We start from the raw sequence: 16553 nt of genomic DNA, 5'->3' as shown, positions 1-16553 counted from the left end.
ATTCAGGTGTGCAAAGACCACGATTTCAGGCATCGAGTTGATGCACCGCATCCGCAAGGTTCAGTTAAATCTCCGAACTCTCGGACTCAAGGATACTACTGCACCCGCCGTCTGGAATGCTGTCCTATTCAATAAATAAGGCATCCTTATGTATTGGAGACGTCTCGGCTTCACCGGCTGTTTGCACCAGAACCGTGATTTGCAAGACGCGCTGGCGCTGCCAACTGCGGAGAAGGTCCTGACGTACGAACGTCAGGTTGCCGAGATTGCGTCGTCCACGCAAGCGCAACTGGCAGAGGTTGTCAATGCCCGTTACCAGCAAGTTAGCAGGCAGGTTCAATCGTTCGTCGAGAATCTCGCGCAAAACTCCCAAGTCGGCTCCGAAGCCGCAATTGCATTTATGAAGCAAACCATCACGCTTGCCAACACTACTCAGGAAAGCGTGCAAAGGGCAACGAAGCAGGCAGTCGAAGTCGCGCAAAGTAACCTGGACGCCGCAACGAAAGCCGCATCAGTGGCGAGCGAAGCGGCCGAACGGGCAGTCGAGAATGCGACGAAGTCGAAGGCGTTGAAGCATTAATTTGAAGGAACGTTGAACCCAACGTGGTCGCACCGCGCGGCGAGCTGACCGCCTGGCCACACTGAGCTGTGGCCGCTACCGGACAAGCCCAACTCTCGTGCGCGCTGGTCGTTCATTCCGGCGCACGTGATGTTCGACCACGTCTTTTACCCACGTCCGAAACCGGCACACCTGCGGAGGCCATGTCACGGCGCATGGCAGAAAAAGGAATGGTCCGAACTGACCTTTTCGAATGCGATGCATCAGTTCAATGCCGGCCGTCGTAGTGGCTGCATTTCCGAAGCGTCTGAAGCCTTGCATTGCATTGATCCTGGACTTGATGTTGCGATGATCCTGCTCGATCAAGTTGTTCACATACTTCGTCGATCGCAAAGTCGTCTCCTTCGGCAGCGACTCGTCAGCCTTCATTACGCGTACTACGCGGTGAGACGCCGCGTAACCCTCCAGTGTGATGGTTTTCGGAGCGAGCCCTTGACTCGTGATCGCCTTCGCGAAGAAGGCCTTCGCCGCGGCAACATCGCGCCTGGCGCTGAGCCGGAAGTCGACCGTCTTTCCCGCTCGATCAACGGCACCCCGACCAGCCGCGTCGGGGCGGAGCCTGTTCCCTCAGTCAGGCGGCCGCGGCGTAGACGCCAGCCAGTTGTAACTTGTATGAAGATGTCTTAGTATTTCAATACAAGCGCGTCGCGTGTTTCTACCACGGTACGCAAGGTGAAAAACGACGAAAGATGCGGGTTCAAAAGGCAGTCCGACAGCCACTTCCGGTAACCATCCGATGCAAGCCAATTCCAGGAAACGCACCCCTACCCGACAACGCCCCACTTCGGGCGCCGCCAGGCGCGAATCTACGTCCGGGCAAACTACCGCCGCTTCGGCTGCCCAACCGCTACTCAACCGCGACAGTGCGACAGCGCTTTATATGCAGATCGCCGATCGTCTGCGCACGCAAATCGACGAAGGCACCTTCGCGACCGACAGCAAGCTGCCAGCCGAGAGCGAGCTGACGCGACGTTTCGACGTGAGCCGTGTCACGGTGCGCCAGGCCATCGCGCAGTTGCTTGCTGAAGGGTACGTGGTCAGCAAGCAGGGCAAAGGCACGTTCGTCTCGCGCAACAAGTTCGTGCACGACCTGAAGCCGATGCGCGGCTTCTACGATGCACTCGTCGCGCAAGGCGTGGAACCGAAGACCAAGTTGCTCGAGTTCGGTCCGGTGGCGACGCCGGTGGCGATCAGACAAGCCTTCGGCGAAGGCGAAGGCGACTGCTTCCGGCTAAAACGCCTGTATCTCGTCGACGGTGAGCCGATCGCGCTCGTCGTCTCGTATCTCCCGCCGCAGGCGAGCGGACTCACTTGGGAACAGGCTAACCGCAACCCGATCTATGTGCTGCTCGAAAGTCTGCTTTCGATGCCGGTCACCAAAGCGGATATCCATATCCGCGCGCGCTCGGCCGGGACATCTGTCGGTCAGGCACTCGGCTTGCCGCCGCGTGCCGCGTTGCTCGTGATGGATCGCGAATCGTTCGGTGGGAACGGGGTGCTGCGTGAGCGAACGTCGTTTTATATTCGCCCGGAAAACTACGAGTTCACGCTGAGCGTGCAAGGACCGCTGCCGGTCGGCTCGTCAATCAAGAACGTCAACGGTACCGCTGCGCACGATCGCACGAAGTGACCGCGCGCAGCGGACAACCACGCGAAACACCTGCACGGCGATCCGCTCGAGACCACGCCGGACGCCTAGCGATGCGTGGGCTTCATATGCACCGTCGACGTGCTTTGCTGCCCCTGCGCGAATGTGACGGATGCGGACTCACCGGCAGCGGCGCGCAGCACGCTCAGGGTCTTCGCCTGAGGATCGATCTCGACGAACGCGCCCTGCGGCACGACTTCCGTCACGTCGCAATCGAAACCCGCCAGCATCGAGATGTTGCCGAGCGCCGCGCCTTGCGCGAGGATCGGGTTCACTGTGTTGAACACGATCGCTACCGGCGCCATGTTGCGCGACTGCATCTCGTGCAGCATCCACGCGCTTGCCACACCGCCCTTTGCGGTATCCAGCACGAGTATCCGGCCGATGTACGACTGCCCCACGAGCTTGTGCGACGGGCGCGAAAACACGCCTTCCAGACGGTTCAGGTCGTAACGGGCCGAAAAGCCGTCCTTGGCGACCAGCGCCTCGGCCGACACCTTGTTCCCAAGCGCGTGGCGCGCAGTCAACACGATTTTGTTCATGCGAGTTCTCCTGTCTCGGCCGCGTTCACGCACGCTTGCATCGATGCGAGCATCGGGGTGTAGCCGTAGCCGCCGAGAATGTTCACCAGCTTCGCGCTGTTGGTGGCGAGATTTTTCCAGCCCTTGGCTTCGGACATCTCTCGCGCGTACGACTGGTAGAAGCACATGCCTGCGAGCACCGTGCCTCCCGCGCTTTCGATGCGGCGTGTGTAGCCGAATCGCTCGGCGTCCGGCGCAACCTGCGGACTGGTAATGGCAAGCATAGGAACTTTGAACGTGCGGCCCTCGCAGATCTCCGCGAGCGCGCGCAGTTCATAGAGGCTCAGTTGTGGCGCGGAAAACACCACGACGTCCACTTTCTTCGCGACAGCATAGCTGGCGGTGAGCGCCTCAACCTCTGCGCGACCGATGCGATGGTGCACCGGCAACCTGTCGCCGCCGACGTCTTCGATACGCGCCGCTTCCGGCGTGACGCCGACCATGTGAAAGAGTGCGATCGAACCGAAGCTCGCCATCGCAGCGCCGAAGTGCTTCAGCTCGTCCGACGTCGGCGCGACCTCGATGCCTTCGATTACCGGTACCTGCCAATAGTTGCCGGCGAGACGGCCGATCACACCGCCGAGCGCGCCCCATTCGTTGAGGGTGCGCGGCGTGAAATCGACACGAAACCGCATCGTTGCGCGGCGCTTTTCGTCGAGGTGATAGCCATAGCGCGGCGTGCGTCCTGTGAGACCCGCGGAGAGCGCCGACGGCCCACCTTCGAAATTCGTGCGAGCGCCGCTCACCGAGTTCGAGTAGATCACCACGCCGGTGTCGCCGAAGGCGACGTGTTCGCCACGCGTAGCCGCGAGCACAGTCTGATAGTTGATACAGGTATCGGTCATGCTGACGCCGAGCCGTTCGAACGCGTGAATCGTGCGGCGTTCCAGTTCGATCATCCAGTCACGCTGGCCGAGCTCGTTGGCCTTCGCGAAATCGGTGCCGCGCGGATCGGTGATGGTGGGAATGCATACGCTGTGGCGCCCGTCACTGAGTTCGGAAAGCCGCTCAAGCCACATGACGCCCGCCTGACCGAGGCTTTCGGTATCGGCCATGATGTGCGCTTGCGTGACCGGCACCAAATCGTGTGCTCCAAAAAATTCGCCGACCTGCACTTGATGGCGCATTGCCATTTGCAGGACCTTGCCTTGCTCGCCGTTGAGCATGGCCCTCTCTTCATCGTTGAGCAGCATGTGCAGTCTCCCTACAGATTTCGTCACCAGGCAACGTGTGGGCATCGATACGCGCTACGGTGCACCCCACGAGATGCGTAGTTGTATTATCTTGTATTAATACAACAAGAGCGAATACTAGCGACCTGGCTTGTCGATGTCAACACGAGTGGACGGCGGTGCTCGTACGGAACTTTTACTGACGGCGTTCCGTATTCGGATACTCGTAGACAAGGCCATTACGCTGCGATTCCCGGGACCGTCTTCGCGATTACGCTAGTTGACACCCACAGACGCCCGGCGATAGCATGCCTCTTGATGTATTGATACATGATAATACAACATGTGGGTCGCATGTCTGGTAGGGAGGCCAGGGTCCACGGCATTTCGCTCAAAAACCGGCTGTAGCCGACCCGTTGCCGCGCGCATCTTCTCCCATCGTTTCCGATGGCGTAAATGTGCATACGCTCGCCGTTCACGATGAAAGACAAATAAGAGGAGACACCGGTATGACCACCATCCATATCGTTGCGCTTTTCCTGCTGGTGATCATCTTCGCAATCAGCCTGTGGCGCGGCATCAACCTCGGACTGGTGGCCATTCCGGCGAGTTTCCTGCTGGCGCAGATCGCGGGCATTCCGCAACGGCGCGTATTTGCCGCCTTCCCGACGGATCTGGTATTGCTGATTCTAGGCGTGATGTACCTGTGGAACCTTGTGCGCGATAGCGGTCTCGCCGAACTGATCGTACACCGGGCAGTCGCGACTTCGCGCGGGCGTCCCTGGCTGCTGCCCTGGACGACCTGTACCCTCACCGCATTGATCTGCGCACTCGGTGCGCTACCGATCGCCGCGCTCGTCATCACGTTGCCTGTCGCGTTGGAGATTGCACGGCGCGAAAACATCCGTCCCGCGTTAATGGGCATCGTGACCATACAGGGAGGCTGCATCGGTGGACTGTCGCCGTTCAATCCATGGGCCAAGGTTGTCGTTGCGCAAGCGGCCAAAGGCGGCGTGACGCTGCTCCCCTCGCATTTCTTTCTCTGTCAGTTCGCGATCAATCTCGCTTTCGCCCTGCTGGCCTTCTTCGCGTTCGGAGGATCAGAACTGATCGCGCGCCCCAAGCCGCGCGATGCAACAGGAGAAACAGTGCTCGCCACAACATCCTCCCGATTTACCCTCACGTGGCAGCAATGGACCGCGCTTGCCGCGCTGCTCGGCTTTATCGCGCTCGTATTGACCCGGCACGACGTCGGCTTGAGTGCGTTCTCGATGGGCGTCCTGCTCAACATCGCAGTTAGGGCCGATACCCGCAGGGTCATTGCCGAACTGCCGTGGGGCATGGTCGTCATGATTTCGGGGATTCTGATTTATATCGGCATGCTCGAAACGGTCGGAGTATTGCAGGCAATCGGCGAGCTCCTGCAAAGCATGGAGCAACAGTCACTGGTGCGCGTGGGAATGACTTACCTCGGCACGCTCATGGCGAACTTTGAGGCGTCGTCGGTGGTGGTGCTCGGGCTTGTGATTCCGGTGGTGACGCACTCGCTCGTACATGAGCCGTCCGCGTTGCTTGCGTCGATACAACTGGCGCTGTCGGCTACCAGCATCGTCGTGATCACGGCCAGCCCGTTTCATCTTGGCGGAGGCCTCGTGCTGGCCGAGTTGCATGGCGACGACAAGACGTTCAAGGACCTGCTGAAGTGGACCGGCGCGCTGACGTTATTTCTACCGCTGGCCGCGTTTCTGATCCGCTGAATTTCGGTTGAAAAGCGGACACGATTGGGTTAACCCTCATCATCCAGCCGTTGCGTTAGCTACCTCTCAAGTGTACCGTTCTATAGAACTATATAGTTCTAATATTTCTCCACGATCCAGGTTCCTTCCCGATGCAGTCCGCAACCGTTAGCCCCGACATTTTCTCCACGCTCTCGCGTCCTGACCGCAGCGGCGCGCCGAAGTACATGCGCCTGTCCAGCGTGCTGATGCAGGCCATCACCGCCGGCCACTGGAAAGCCGGCGACAGACTTCCCACTGAGGAAGAGCTCGCGGCCATGACGCCCTTCAGCCTCGGCACCGTGCAGCGCGCGTTGCGCACGCTGGTGGATCAAGGCGTGGTGGTGCGGCTTCACGGACTCGGCAGCTTCGTCACCGAAAACGATCTGCGGATGGAGGACCCGTGGCACTGCCGTTTCCTTGACACCGACGACGTGAGCTTCCTGCCGGTCTACTCGAAGGTGCTGAGCCGCGAGCGCATCAAGACACGCGGCGCGTGGAGCCGTTATTTTCCCGACGTGGGCGACAACCTCACGCTGATCACGCGCGTTATCAACGTGAACAGCGAATTCGACGTGCTCGTGCGCTTCTACATGGATAGCCGCATCCTGCCGCGCCTATCCAAGGCATCGCTGCGCTCGCTCGATGGGCTGAACTTCAAGACGGTCATCGTCGGCGAACTGAACGTCCCGATCACCCGCATCACGCACGACGTGAGCATCGTCAAGTTCGACGCAGCCACGGCCGAGCTTATCGGCACACGCAAGGGCGAATCCGGTCTTTTCATGCGGGCCGCGGCGATGATGGGCGAAACCGCGTGCGTGTACTACCAGGAGTTTTCCATTCCGGCGACCAATCGCGTACTCAGCATCCCCGATCAGCTGCCGAGAATGGGTCATCAATCGCGCTAGCTTTTTGCCGGGCACGACGCTCCTTAAAAAATTTTTTGCCTGTCTAGAACTATAGTCCTACATAGTTGGAGGAACAATGAAAGATTCCCAGAACCTGCTTATCATCATGTCCGACGAGCACAACCCCAAGATGCTCGGCTGCGCGGGCAACGGCATCGTCGAGACGCCGAATCTCGACGCCCTCGCCGCACGCGGCACGCGCTTCAGCTCCGCGTACTGCGCAAGCCCCGTGTGCATTCCGGCGCGCGCATCGTTCGCGATCGGTAAGTACATTCATCAGATCGGCTATGCGGACAACGCCGACGCCTACGACGGCGATGTGCCGAGCTGGCATCACAAGCTGCGCGATCGCGGTCATAACGTGACGTCGATCGGCAAGCTGCACTTCAGGCTGACGGGCGAAGACCACGGCTTTACCGAAGAAATCATTCCGATGCACGTTATCGAGGGCAAGGGCGATCTGATGGGCCTCGTGCGCAGCGATCTGCCGGTGCGCAAGGGCGCGTACAAGATGGCGAACATGGCCGGTCCCGGCGAGAGCCAGTACACGTTCTACGACCGCGAAATCGCCGCGCGCGCGCAAGTGTGGCTGCGCGAAGCGGCGCAGAAGCACGCGGACAAACCATGGGTGCTGTTTGTCTCATTCGTCGCGCCGCATTTTCCGCTCACCGCACCGCCGCAGCATTTCTACAAGTACTATGACCGCAACCTGCCGCTGCCGAAACTCTATCGCAAGGAGGAGCGGCCGACGCATCCGTATCTGGTCGACTATCGCGGCAGCTTCAACTACGACGACTACTTCGACGAGCACAAGCTCAAAAAGGCCTTGGCGGGGTATTACGGGTTGTGCTCGTTCCTCGACGAGAACATCGGCCTCGTGCTGAAGGCGCTGGAGGACGCCGGCCTCACCGACAGCACGCGCGTGATGTACACGAGCGATCACGGCGACAACCTCGGCTCGCGCGGCATGTGGGGCAAATCGACGATGTTCGAAGAAGCGTCTGGGGTGCCACTGATTCTGGCGGGCCCGGGCATCGAACCGGGCAAGGTGGTCGGTACGCCCGTGAGTCATGTCGATGCATATCCGTTCATCCTGCGCTCGGTAGGCGAAAGCGATCCCGCACTGACGAAAGGTTTCCCTGGCGTGTCGCTGGAGGACATCGCCGACGGCGCGAAGCCTGACCGCAACGTGCTGACGGAATATCACGGCATGGGCTCAGCCACCGGCGCGTTCATGATCCGGCACAAGCAGTACAAATACGTTTACTACGTCGACTACCCGCCGCAACTGTTCGATCTCGCCACCGACCCGGAAGAACTGGAGGACCGCGCCGCTGACCCGCACTACGCGTCCGTGCTGCGCGAATGCCACGAGCGGCTGCTGAACATCTGCGATCCGCACAACGTTGACCGCATGGTGCGCGAGCGTCAATCGGAACTGCTGGCAGCCAACGGCGGACGCGAGGCCGTAATCGCTCGCGGCGACCTGGGCTTCAGCCCGCCGCCGGGCGCGCCGGTCATCTTCGACTGAACGCATTGGCACACGCAACACGCTGCGCGAACGAGAGCGTCCTCAAGAGCGCATTCCGTTTACGCGGTGGGTGAATCGATATCGGAGACATTGAAGTCCAGGTGCGCGGTGCTGATCGAGACAGCATGCCGGCAAGGCAGGCGCCTCCCGCGCTCAAAAGTGAGGAACGTATGAACGTTTCGAATCAGAAATTTCAGTTCGCGTCCATTTTGTTCGTGTGCTGGTTCGCGAGCTACCTTGAGCGCTTTCTCATCAACCTGGCGCTGCCGTTCATCGGCGCCGAGTTCAAGATCGACGAATCCGGGCTAGGGCTGCTCCTGAGCGTGTTTTTCCTGGGCTACGCGTTGATCCAGCTGCCCGGCGGCTGGATCGCCGACAAGATCGGCACGCGCAAGACCATCCTGTTCTCCGTCGCGATGTTCGCTATCTTCACCGCCGCAAGCGGACTGGCGTGGTCGCTCGCGGCGTTGTTCGTCGTCCGCTTCCTGTTCGGCGTGTTTGAAGGTTGCTTTCCGACCGCCGCGTACAAGGCGGTCGCCGAAGGCTACGCGAAGAACGAGCGCGCGCGCGTCCAGTCGTTCATGCTCGCAACGAATCCCCTGAGTCTCGTCGTCGCACCGCTGCTTGCGGTGCCGTTGATCGCCCATACGGGCTGGCGTGGGATGTTCATCGGCGCGTCGGCGATTGGGCTCGTCGCGTTCGCGCTGTATTTCTTCGGCACGCACGGGTCGCATCCCGCGCCGAGCAATCAGGCGGTTGCGGGCGGCGGCTACGCGTCGCCACGCGGCTTTGGCGAGCTTATTCGCGACAGCAATATCTGGAAGATCTCGGTGATCAACTTCGGCGTCAACATTCTCATCTGGGGTTTTCTGTCCTGGCTCCCCTCTTACATGATGAAGGTGCAGAAGCTTGATCTCGTGCATGCCGGATTCGCCTCCGCGCTGCCGGGTGTTGCGGGCGTCGTCGGTATGCTGGCGGGCGGCTGGCTCGCCGACAAAGCCTTCGCGGGCCGCGAGAAGTATCTGCTGTCGCCAGCGTGGTGCTGGCCGGGATCAGCCTGTTCGTGATGCTGAACGTGCGGGACCTGCCTGTCGTCATTGCATGCCAACTGGTGCTCGCCTTCAGCATGAAAGTATCGTTCATCGCACTGTGGGCGCTGCCGCTCAAGCTGATCGACGCGAAAGACATGGGCATGGCCTCGGGTATCGTCAATCTCGGGAGTCAACTGGCGGGCGTCGCATCGCCGGCGGTGATGGGGTTTCTCATCGTTGCGCGTCACGGCTCCTATGACGGCGCGTTTGCGTTCCTTGGCGCGTGCACGGTGCTGTGCGCAATCGTTACCATGACGCTGCCGCAGCGCAAGCTGCGCGCCGACGTGCATTGGGTGCAGCCCTAGCGTCTGCAGCGCTACGCCAGCGGACACACATGGATTCCCAAAAGACGGGGGTGCGCGACAAAGTAGTAGCGGGAGCCGAGTTCGGGAGCGCCAGTTGTGTCTCATGCACTCCCTGGCCCAGTCTGATCAGTACGGGCATCCGCTCGGTCGGGTCGACTAAAGACACGCCTTCTGTGACGAGGTGATGTTTTGAACCGGGTCGAGCGCGACCAGGGGGATTGGGTCCTGTTTTTTTACCTGATCTCACAGCACGAATGGAGGAGGAATCGACGCTGATGCGCGACCAGCCGATGCGATCGGCTGCCAGTAGTCTGGCCCGCAGTATTTCGCGCAACCGGTCCCAGACTCCGGCTTGCTGCCATTCGCGCAGTCGGCGCCAGCAGCTCATGCCCGAGCCGCAGCCCATTTCCTGCGGCAGCATCTCCCAAGGGATACCGGACTGCGGCACGAACGGAATGCCAGTCAGCACGGCGCGATCGCCTAACGGTTTGCGCCCGGGGCACCGGGACCGCCGAGGTTTTGGCGGTGGCGGCAACAGCTGGATCAGTGCCCACAATTCGTCATCGAGTATTGGTTTAGCCATGTCCTCTTGGCGTAACGACTCCTTGTCATCGCGGCATTTTCTTGCCTTGCCGCCATTATCGCGACACAACCAGTCCGACGGAAACTTTAGTCGTGCAGTATGGCTGCGCACGGTAGAGTCTGTCTGCCGAACAGCGCTGGACGGCTGCGAACTTGCGTCGATCGGCAGGACGCGGTGTCTGCGCACCTCTGCCACTCGCAGCCAATGCGACCACTACTGACCGAAGACTTACCCCTGACATGCTGACGCAAAGCGAACCGTGCGATAACAGTTTTGATAGCAACCGAAGTAAAACGGTCCTTGTACTGCAGCATAGCCGCGCTCTTCGTACTCTGCCTGGGCAGCCCTCTAGCGCGACTCGTTGGGCTACGGCGACTCGAAGACTGGCAGTGTGGCCTGCCGGATGACCGACAATGCATCTACCCGCTTGAGCAAACCCGATTCGTCGAGAATATCTAGCAACGGCCGATTTTCCTCGACGGACCGACGCGCCAGTTTGCTGACACTCGCATACCCGAGCGTTGGCACTAGCGCTGTCGCGACCGCCATCGAGCCCAGCAGGTGCTGCTCGTTGCGAGCGACGTCGGCTTCGATGCCGGCTACGCATTTTTCGCGGAACCGTTTGATACCGTTCGTGAGGAGCGTGATGCTGTCGAAAATTCGTTGAGCGACGATCTGCTCGAAATGGTTGATCTCCAACTGGCCATACTGCACAGCCTGCGCCACGGTTACGTCATTGCCGACGACGGCGAAGCTGATCTGGATCATCGCCATTGGCAGGACCGGGTTAATCTTGCCTGGCATGATCGAGGAGCCCGCCTGAACCATCGGCAAACGCAGTTCGCCCAACCCTCCAACTGGACCGGAAGAGAGTAGCGTCAGGTCCGACGCGACTTTGGCCAATGAAGTCGCGCAAGTCCGCAACTCACCCGACACCCGCGCGAACACGTCCATGTTCTGCATTGCATCGAACGAATCCGATGGCACCAGGAGCTGGATCCCGCTAATACGAGATAGATGCGCATAGACGGACTTGCGATAACCGGCCGGCGCGCCAAAACCCGTGCCGATTGCGGTCCCACCCAGCGGCAGGGTCCGAAGCTGGTCGCGAACCGTCCCCAGCGCGTCGGCCAGCCGGTGCGTCAATGCCGCGTAGCCGCCGAACACCTGTCCCAGCCGCATAGGCTGAGCGTCTTGCAAACAGGTGCGGCCCAGATGAAGGACGTCTGAGAAGTCTTCCGCCTTGCCCTCAAACGCATCGGCGAGAGCTTCGACTTCAGCGATGAGAGGCCCAAGCATCGCGTACATCGCTATTTTTAATGCTGCGGGATACACGTCGTTGGTCGATTGCGAACGGTTCACGTGCTCGTTGGGGTGAATCAGATCATAGGACCCTGGCTCACCGCCGAGATGCTGTTGTGCCCGATTCGCGATCACTTCGTTAAAGTTCATATTCGTCGACGTGCCCCCCGACCCCTCAAGCAGATCGACCACGAGCGATTCCTGAAACCGCCCGTCAATCAACTCGCCGCAGGCCCGGACAATTGCGTCGCACTGCCGGGCTGTCAGCAGTCCGTTATCGTGATTTGCGAGTGCGGCTGCCCACTTGCACTGGGCAAACGCCGTAGTGAATGCATGATAATGAGCGATACTGAGAGACGAAACTGTCAGGTTTTCGACGCCTCGTACGGTATTCACGCCATATAGCTTGTTCGCCGGAATGCGAACCTCGCCGATATAGTCGCGCTCGGTACGCGAACCATCGTTAGTCAAGTTGTTCATTGCGTTCCTTTCATCGCGAGTATTAAGTGACTGAACTGCATTGATCAACGGGTCGCTGGCATTGATCAGGTCCCGCCCTGCGTTGCAGTGCGTGGCCGCCAGGGCATCAATAAATCACGCCGACGACGAACTTCTGTATGCGTCGGGATGTCCGCTGCTTTCGCGCAGCAGGTCGATAAGACGCTCGCGGCTCATTACACCATTCGCCTCGGCCGCCTCGATCAGCGGTCGGCCAGACGCGCTGGCCGTCTCCACCAGCGCGGCGGTGCGCTCGTAACCGATCGCCTCCTTTAACGCAGGAGCGATTGCGGTCGATTCGAGCAGATTACGTTCACTGGTCTCCTGATTCGCGACCATCGATTGCACACAATGCACGTCGAACATCGATATCGCTCGTCGCATCGTCTCGATAGCTTTGAACAGGGACACCGCGATGAGCGGCATGTAGTTGTTCGTCTCGAGTTGTCCATTGGCAGCGGCGAGCGCAACGCTTTGATCGGTGCCGGCCACGAAATACGCGATCTGGGTCAGGCCCATTGCATGTACGGGATTGACCTTGCCGGGCATCATCGACGAGCCGGCCTGTTGGGGCGCCAACTGAAGTTCACCGAGTCCGCCACGTGGTCCCGAACTGAGCAATACGAAGTCGTTCGCCACTTTCGCGAGCGATAACGCGGCAGTCTTCACCGTGGAGGAGAGGGCCGCAAATTCGTCCATGTTCTGGACCGCGTCGAACAGGTCGCCGCTTTCAGTCAGTGGACGCCCAGCTAGTCCCGACAGCGCCGCGATCACAGCCTTCCGGTAACCGGGGTATGTGCCCAGCCCCGTACCGACTGCCGTTGCCCCCAGCGCAACGCTGCATAAAGCCGGTACGTGCGCAATCAGCGCTTGCGCCATCCTTTGCGAGAGCGACGCATACCCGCCCAACGCCTGGCCGAGCCGCATCGGCAATGCATCCTGCAGGCACGTCCGGCCGATACGCAATACGCGATCGTACTGGCGCTGCTTTCCCTGCAGGGAAATCGCGAGTTGATCAATGGTCGCCGCAAGTCCCTTTACCTCGGTGAGCAGTGTCAACTTGACTGCGGTCAGCAATACGTCGCTGGTCGACTGGGCATAGTTGACATGATCAAGCGGGTGCAGGAACTCGTATTGACCCGGTCGATGGCCCATTAGCTGAAGTGCCCGATTTGTCAGCACCTCATTGATATTCATGTTGATCGACGTGCCGCACGAGCCTTCGAGCGGATCGACAATCAACGCATGCGCATGCTGCCCGTCTGCCAGTTCTACGCATGCCTTGGCAACGGCCTCGCCCTGCTCGCTGGTCAGTTTGCCGTTGCGCGTGTTGACAAGAGCAGTCGCCATCTTCGTGCGCGCAAGCCACGCAACGAAGCGGGGGTAATTCGCAAGGGTCTCCCCCGTATAGGGAAAGTTTGTCTTGCCGCGTAGTGAGTGAATGCCGAACAGTGCGTCGGCGGGAAGACTCTGCTCGCCCAGCCCGTCCGCTTCGATTCGTTGAACTTCCATCAGCTTGCCTTTCATAAACTTTGCAGGATCAACCCTCAAGTGACGTATGACGCGTCTCAGGCGCCCACAAAGCGCAAGCGGTGCCACCAACCGCGAGCACGGCAATACACAGGTATACCGCGGTCTGGCCGCCATACATCGCCACGATGCTCGGAAAAAGGAACGTCGTCGCAGCGGATCCGATTCTGCTCGCGGCAACGGCGAAGCCGAGCCCCGTGGCCCGAAGGTCGGTCGGAAACAATTCCTGCGGATAGAGAAAGCAGAGGTTGTTTGCCCCACTCAGTACGCAGGCAAATACCGCGAACAGGCCGACGACCACGCTGCCCGGCAAATGGGCGCCCACCGACAGGCACGCGAGCACGATCGCGGAAACAAAGAAGCCATACAGCAGGAAAGCGCGGCGGCTGATTCGGTCCACGACCAACGCCCCAGCGACAGTGCCGAGCAGCAGGAAGATGTTGTAGATGAGGCCGGCAAGAAACTTGTCCTTGATGTGCAGCGAGTCGAACACCATCGGCGAAAAGGTGCCCAGCGAAAAGTACGGAATGACGAGACACATGTAAAAGAAACACGCAATAAAAAGCCGCAGTCGCCACTTCGCCGAGAACAGGCTTTCAGTCTTCGGGGTGGTGTGGGCGGCTTGCCGCGCGGGCTCCCCAGGAACACTCAGAAAGACGTTCGGACCTATATTGTTGTGAATGATCGCGAGCGCTTCCTTGGTTCGCCCCTTGCGCTGCAGCCACAGCGGCGACTCGGGAATCCCGACACGAAACAGGAACAGAAGTGCAGATGGCACAGCGCTGGAAAGCAGCATCAGACGCCAGACGTCGGGGCCGCGGTCCTTCAGTAGATAGCCGACCACGTAGGCACTCGTGTAACCGAGCGCCCATGCAATAGCGAGCCAGCTGAGCAGTCGCCCGCGTAAGCGGCGAGGAGAATATTCGACCACCAGCGCCTTGCTCACTACGTAGTCAAATCCGAGCGTGATGCCGAGCAGCAGACGCAGGACCAAAAGTTGCGCCGGGCTGGTGACCCAGAACTGGGCGAGCGAGATGATGGCGAACAGCGCCATGTCGTAGTTGAACAGCGTGCGGCGGCCGACACGGTCAACGAATGGCCCGGCGAACAGGCTACCCGCGAAGAGGCCCGCCAACGATGCCGCACCCAGAGTTCCAAGCCAGACCGAATTCAAATGCAGTTGCGGCGTGGCAATGGTGAGCGCGATGCCGATGATGCCGAGTACGAAGCCGTCGCTGAACTGTCCGCCTGTGCCAGCGAACGTTACGCGCCTATGAAAAGCGGTGAGGGGTGCATCTTCAAACGCAATGGAGGATGGCGCGAGGGTCGCCGTCGTCTCGTAGCTTCCCGGTGGGGACATATTCATGGACAGTGGTCTCCTTTTTTGATCGTCATGTGTAGAATTGTGTTCGCAATTCTAGGTTCGCTCATGAAGCGCGTCACGCGGCTGGCGCTGAATAAGGAATTCTTATGGTTACTTTTCCAAAACCCGATTCATGCGACCCCTCAATGCGTTCGCGGCCGGAACAAAAGCGGTGAAGAAGGCGTGAGCAAGCAACAGGACCGGCCGGTCGACCTCTACCAGCTTGACTTATTCCTGACGACGGCCTCCATGGGGAGCATGTCGGCGGCGGCAACGGCATTCGGAATCAGCCAATCCGCCGTCTCCCAGGGCATCGCACAGCTTGAGCAGTCCCTCGGCCTGGTGTTGATCGACCGCGCGCGACGTCCGCTCTCGTTGACATCCGCCGGCCTTTACGTTACGCAGAATGCAGCGCCGCTGATTGCGCTTGCGCGGCAGTTAAAGGCTCACGCAACGGAGGCATCGAAGAACGAGCGTGCGTACTTGCGCATCGGGATGATAGATTCCGTGGCCAATACCATCGGCCCGTCGCTCATCAAGCAACTGGTCGAGCGAACGAGCGGGCTGTCGGTGCAGATCGGCATGGCGATCGCTCAGGAAGAAGCATTGGTTAATCGTGAACTCGACCTGATCATTTCGACGAACGCATTCGTCGACAACCCTGTCTTTGATCACCAGCTTCTTTACAAGGAGCACTTTGTCGCCATCGCAAGCCGGGATGCGAGCCGCGACGGGCGGTCCACTACACTTCGAATGCTTGCGGACGTCCCATTCATTAGTTTCAGGCGTACCTCGACGCTTGGCATCCGTGTAGAGAGAATCCTGAGATACAACGAGCTCAGTCCTCCGAGAAGACTTGAAGTCGATCATGCTGACACATTGACGTTACTAGTGGCCCAGGGGTTGGGTTGGGCCATTACTACACCGACGTGCCTGCTGCAGACCGGGGCCCGATTCGTTGACAACATCGAGCTCATCCCGATCGAGATCGGAAACTCGGCGCGTTCGATATTTCTGGTCGGTAGGCGCGGTGAGTTTCCTGCTCTATCCAAGGATATTGCCGGAATGGTAAAAGAATCCTTGTGGACATTGCTAAGTTCACATTTCAAACTACAACAGTTCGTCCCGACGGAGAACTACCTTCGTCCCGCGCCGTGTTGATGTTCACTGAGAATTGACCCACCCGGGTCATTCGTCATCGGGCGCTGATTCATCCACGCCACTCAAGCCCATTTCGATGGTTTTGCCACGCCAGATTGTGCCAAGGCCCGCCGCGCCCGTATCAGTCGCCTTTCTCGCACAAGGGGACGAGGCGCCGGTGAAGCGCTCGCAGTCCGAGCCGCGCAGTCGCGATGCCCGACCAAAATGCCCAACAAGGACGACGTCGGTGGCGAGGTGTTGCGACTGCACCATGAAGCGGAGGCCGCGCGCCGTGGCGACAAGCTCCGCCGCCACGAACGTCGACCAACCGACGCCGAAGCCGATTCGTATCCCGGACAGGATGTCTGCGCAGCGCGTCGGGCAGCACCACCTGGCAGATTAGCTGCCGGCCGGTCGCACCGAGCACCTGGGTTGCGCGGAAGTTCGTGGTGTCGACGTTGCACCCGCCGTTCGCCGTCGATATCGCGATCGGCGCGAAGATCG

Annotated in this window: 13 protein-coding genes and 3 pseudogenes; 9 read left to right on the top strand and 7 right to left on the bottom strand. The window is 60.0% G+C overall.

What is annotated here, in order from left to right:
* A pseudogene (locus P0D89_RS54725) lies at positions 1 to 139 on the top strand (IS6 family transposase); the annotation flags it as partial.
* A 9-nt stretch (positions 140 to 148) separates the two neighbouring features.
* The gene (gene phaP, locus P0D89_RS45155) at positions 149 to 580 is read left to right on the top strand and encodes a TIGR01841 family phasin (RefSeq protein WP_408368522.1); all 432 of its coding nucleotides are present in this window, start codon (positions 149 to 151) and stop codon (positions 578 to 580) included.
* A gap of 216 nt (positions 581 to 796) precedes the next feature.
* On the opposite strand, the pseudogene P0D89_RS45150 reads toward phaP, so the two are convergent.
* Positions 797 to 1150, bottom strand: a pseudogene (locus P0D89_RS45150) (DDE-type integrase/transposase/recombinase); the annotation flags it as partial.
* A 349-nt stretch (positions 1151 to 1499) separates the two neighbouring features.
* Between P0D89_RS45150 and P0D89_RS45145 the strand changes: the two are divergent.
* Positions 1500 to 2249 (top strand): GntR family transcriptional regulator, encoded by a 750-nt coding sequence (locus tag P0D89_RS45145; RefSeq protein ID WP_408368524.1) that lies wholly within the window; start codon positions 1500 to 1502, stop codon positions 2247 to 2249.
* A gap of 65 nt (positions 2250 to 2314) precedes the next feature.
* Here P0D89_RS45145 and P0D89_RS45140 read toward each other — a convergent pair whose 3' ends face one another.
* Both P0D89_RS45140 and P0D89_RS45135 read right to left on the bottom strand, forming a co-directional pair.
* On the bottom strand, positions 2315 to 2809 hold the full coding sequence (locus P0D89_RS45140) for an aconitase X swivel domain-containing protein (RefSeq protein WP_408368526.1): 495 nt from the start codon (positions 2807 to 2809) through the stop codon (positions 2315 to 2317).
* Positions 2806 to 4041, bottom strand: a complete 1236-nt coding sequence (locus P0D89_RS45135) for an aconitase X (protein ID WP_408368528.1) — start codon at positions 4039 to 4041, stop codon at positions 2806 to 2808. The genes P0D89_RS45140 and P0D89_RS45135 overlap by 4 nt, the downstream gene beginning before the upstream one ends.
* A gap of 488 nt (positions 4042 to 4529) precedes the next feature.
* On the opposite strand from P0D89_RS45135, the gene P0D89_RS45130 reads away from it, so the two are divergent.
* From P0D89_RS45130 to P0D89_RS45110, 5 genes are all read left to right on the top strand, one after another.
* Complete coding sequence (locus P0D89_RS45130) at positions 4530 to 5777, top strand: SLC13 family permease (RefSeq protein ID WP_408368530.1); 1248 nt, start codon at positions 4530 to 4532, stop codon at positions 5775 to 5777.
* A 131-nt stretch (positions 5778 to 5908) separates the two neighbouring features.
* Positions 5909 to 6706, top strand: coding sequence for a GntR family transcriptional regulator (locus P0D89_RS45125; protein WP_408368532.1), 798 nt, complete (start codon positions 5909 to 5911; stop codon positions 6704 to 6706).
* 76 nt (positions 6707 to 6782) lie between these two features.
* Positions 6783 to 8237: a sulfatase family protein gene (locus P0D89_RS45120; protein WP_408368534.1), complete on the top strand. Its 1455-nt coding sequence runs from the start codon at positions 6783 to 6785 to the stop codon at positions 8235 to 8237.
* Positions 8238 to 8407: 170 nt separating this feature from the next.
* Positions 8408 to 9304, top strand: a complete 897-nt coding sequence (locus tag P0D89_RS45115; RefSeq protein WP_408368536.1) for an MFS transporter — start codon at positions 8408 to 8410, stop codon at positions 9302 to 9304.
* Complete coding sequence (locus tag P0D89_RS45110) at positions 9274 to 9633, top strand: MFS transporter (protein WP_408378671.1); 360 nt, start codon at positions 9274 to 9276, stop codon at positions 9631 to 9633. The genes P0D89_RS45115 and P0D89_RS45110 overlap by 31 nt, the downstream gene beginning before the upstream one ends.
* Positions 9634 to 9804: 171 nt before the next feature.
* Here the strand turns inward: P0D89_RS45110 and P0D89_RS45105 are convergent.
* The 4 genes and pseudogenes from P0D89_RS45105 to P0D89_RS45090 all read right to left on the bottom strand — a co-directional run.
* Positions 9805 to 10216: pseudogene (locus P0D89_RS45105) on the bottom strand (transposase); the annotation flags it as partial.
* A 366-nt stretch (positions 10217 to 10582) separates the two neighbouring features.
* A complete protein-coding gene (locus tag P0D89_RS45100) occupies positions 10583 to 12046 on the bottom strand; it encodes an aspartate ammonia-lyase (protein WP_408368540.1) in 1464 nt (487 codons plus the stop codon).
* A 66-nt stretch (positions 12047 to 12112) separates the two neighbouring features.
* Positions 12113 to 13528 (bottom strand): lyase family protein, encoded by a 1416-nt coding sequence (locus P0D89_RS45095; RefSeq protein WP_408368542.1) that lies wholly within the window; start codon positions 13526 to 13528, stop codon positions 12113 to 12115.
* Between the two features lie 28 nt (positions 13529 to 13556).
* Entirely contained in the window at positions 13557 to 14912 is a 1356-nt protein-coding gene (locus tag P0D89_RS45090; protein ID WP_408368544.1) for an MFS transporter, read from the bottom strand.
* A gap of 63 nt (positions 14913 to 14975) precedes the next feature.
* On the opposite strand from P0D89_RS45090, the gene P0D89_RS45085 reads away from it, so the two are divergent.
* On the top strand, positions 14976 to 16070 hold the full coding sequence (locus P0D89_RS45085; protein WP_408368546.1) for a LysR family transcriptional regulator: 1095 nt from the start codon (positions 14976 to 14978) through the stop codon (positions 16068 to 16070).
* Positions 16071 to 16553: the final 483 nt, after the last annotated feature.

Origin of the sequence: Paraburkholderia sp. RL18-085-BIA-A, from assembly GCF_046027075.1 — a bacterium.
GTDB lineage: Bacteria > Pseudomonadota > Gammaproteobacteria > Burkholderiales > Burkholderiaceae > Paraburkholderia.
This window is presented reverse-complemented; position numbering and strand designations above follow the sequence as displayed.

Coding starts and splice junctions, on each gene's coding strand:
- phaP (WP_408368522.1), top strand. CDS start 149: ATGTATTGGAGACGTCTCGGCTTCACCGGCTGTTTGCACCAGAACCGT.
- P0D89_RS45145 (WP_408368524.1), top strand. CDS start 1,500: ATGCAGATCGCCGATCGTCTGCGCACGCAAATCGACGAAGGCACCTTC.
- P0D89_RS45140 (WP_408368526.1), bottom strand. CDS start 2,809: ATGAACAAAATCGTGTTGACTGCGCGCCACGCGCTTGGGAACAAGGTG.
- P0D89_RS45135 (WP_408368528.1), bottom strand. CDS start 4,041: ATGCTGCTCAACGATGAAGAGAGGGCCATGCTCAACGGCGAGCAAGGC.
- P0D89_RS45130 (WP_408368530.1), top strand. CDS start 4,530: ATGACCACCATCCATATCGTTGCGCTTTTCCTGCTGGTGATCATCTTC.
- P0D89_RS45125 (WP_408368532.1), top strand. CDS start 5,909: ATGCAGTCCGCAACCGTTAGCCCCGACATTTTCTCCACGCTCTCGCGT.
- P0D89_RS45120 (WP_408368534.1), top strand. CDS start 6,783: ATGAAAGATTCCCAGAACCTGCTTATCATCATGTCCGACGAGCACAAC.
- P0D89_RS45115 (WP_408368536.1), top strand. CDS start 8,408: ATGAACGTTTCGAATCAGAAATTTCAGTTCGCGTCCATTTTGTTCGTG.
- P0D89_RS45095 (WP_408368542.1), bottom strand. CDS start 13,528: ATGGAAGTTCAACGAATCGAAGCGGACGGGCTGGGCGAGCAGAGTCTT.
- P0D89_RS45090 (WP_408368544.1), bottom strand. CDS start 14,912: ATGAATATGTCCCCACCGGGAAGCTACGAGACGACGGCGACCCTCGCG.
- P0D89_RS45085 (WP_408368546.1), top strand. CDS start 14,976: ATGAAGCGCGTCACGCGGCTGGCGCTGAATAAGGAATTCTTATGGTTA.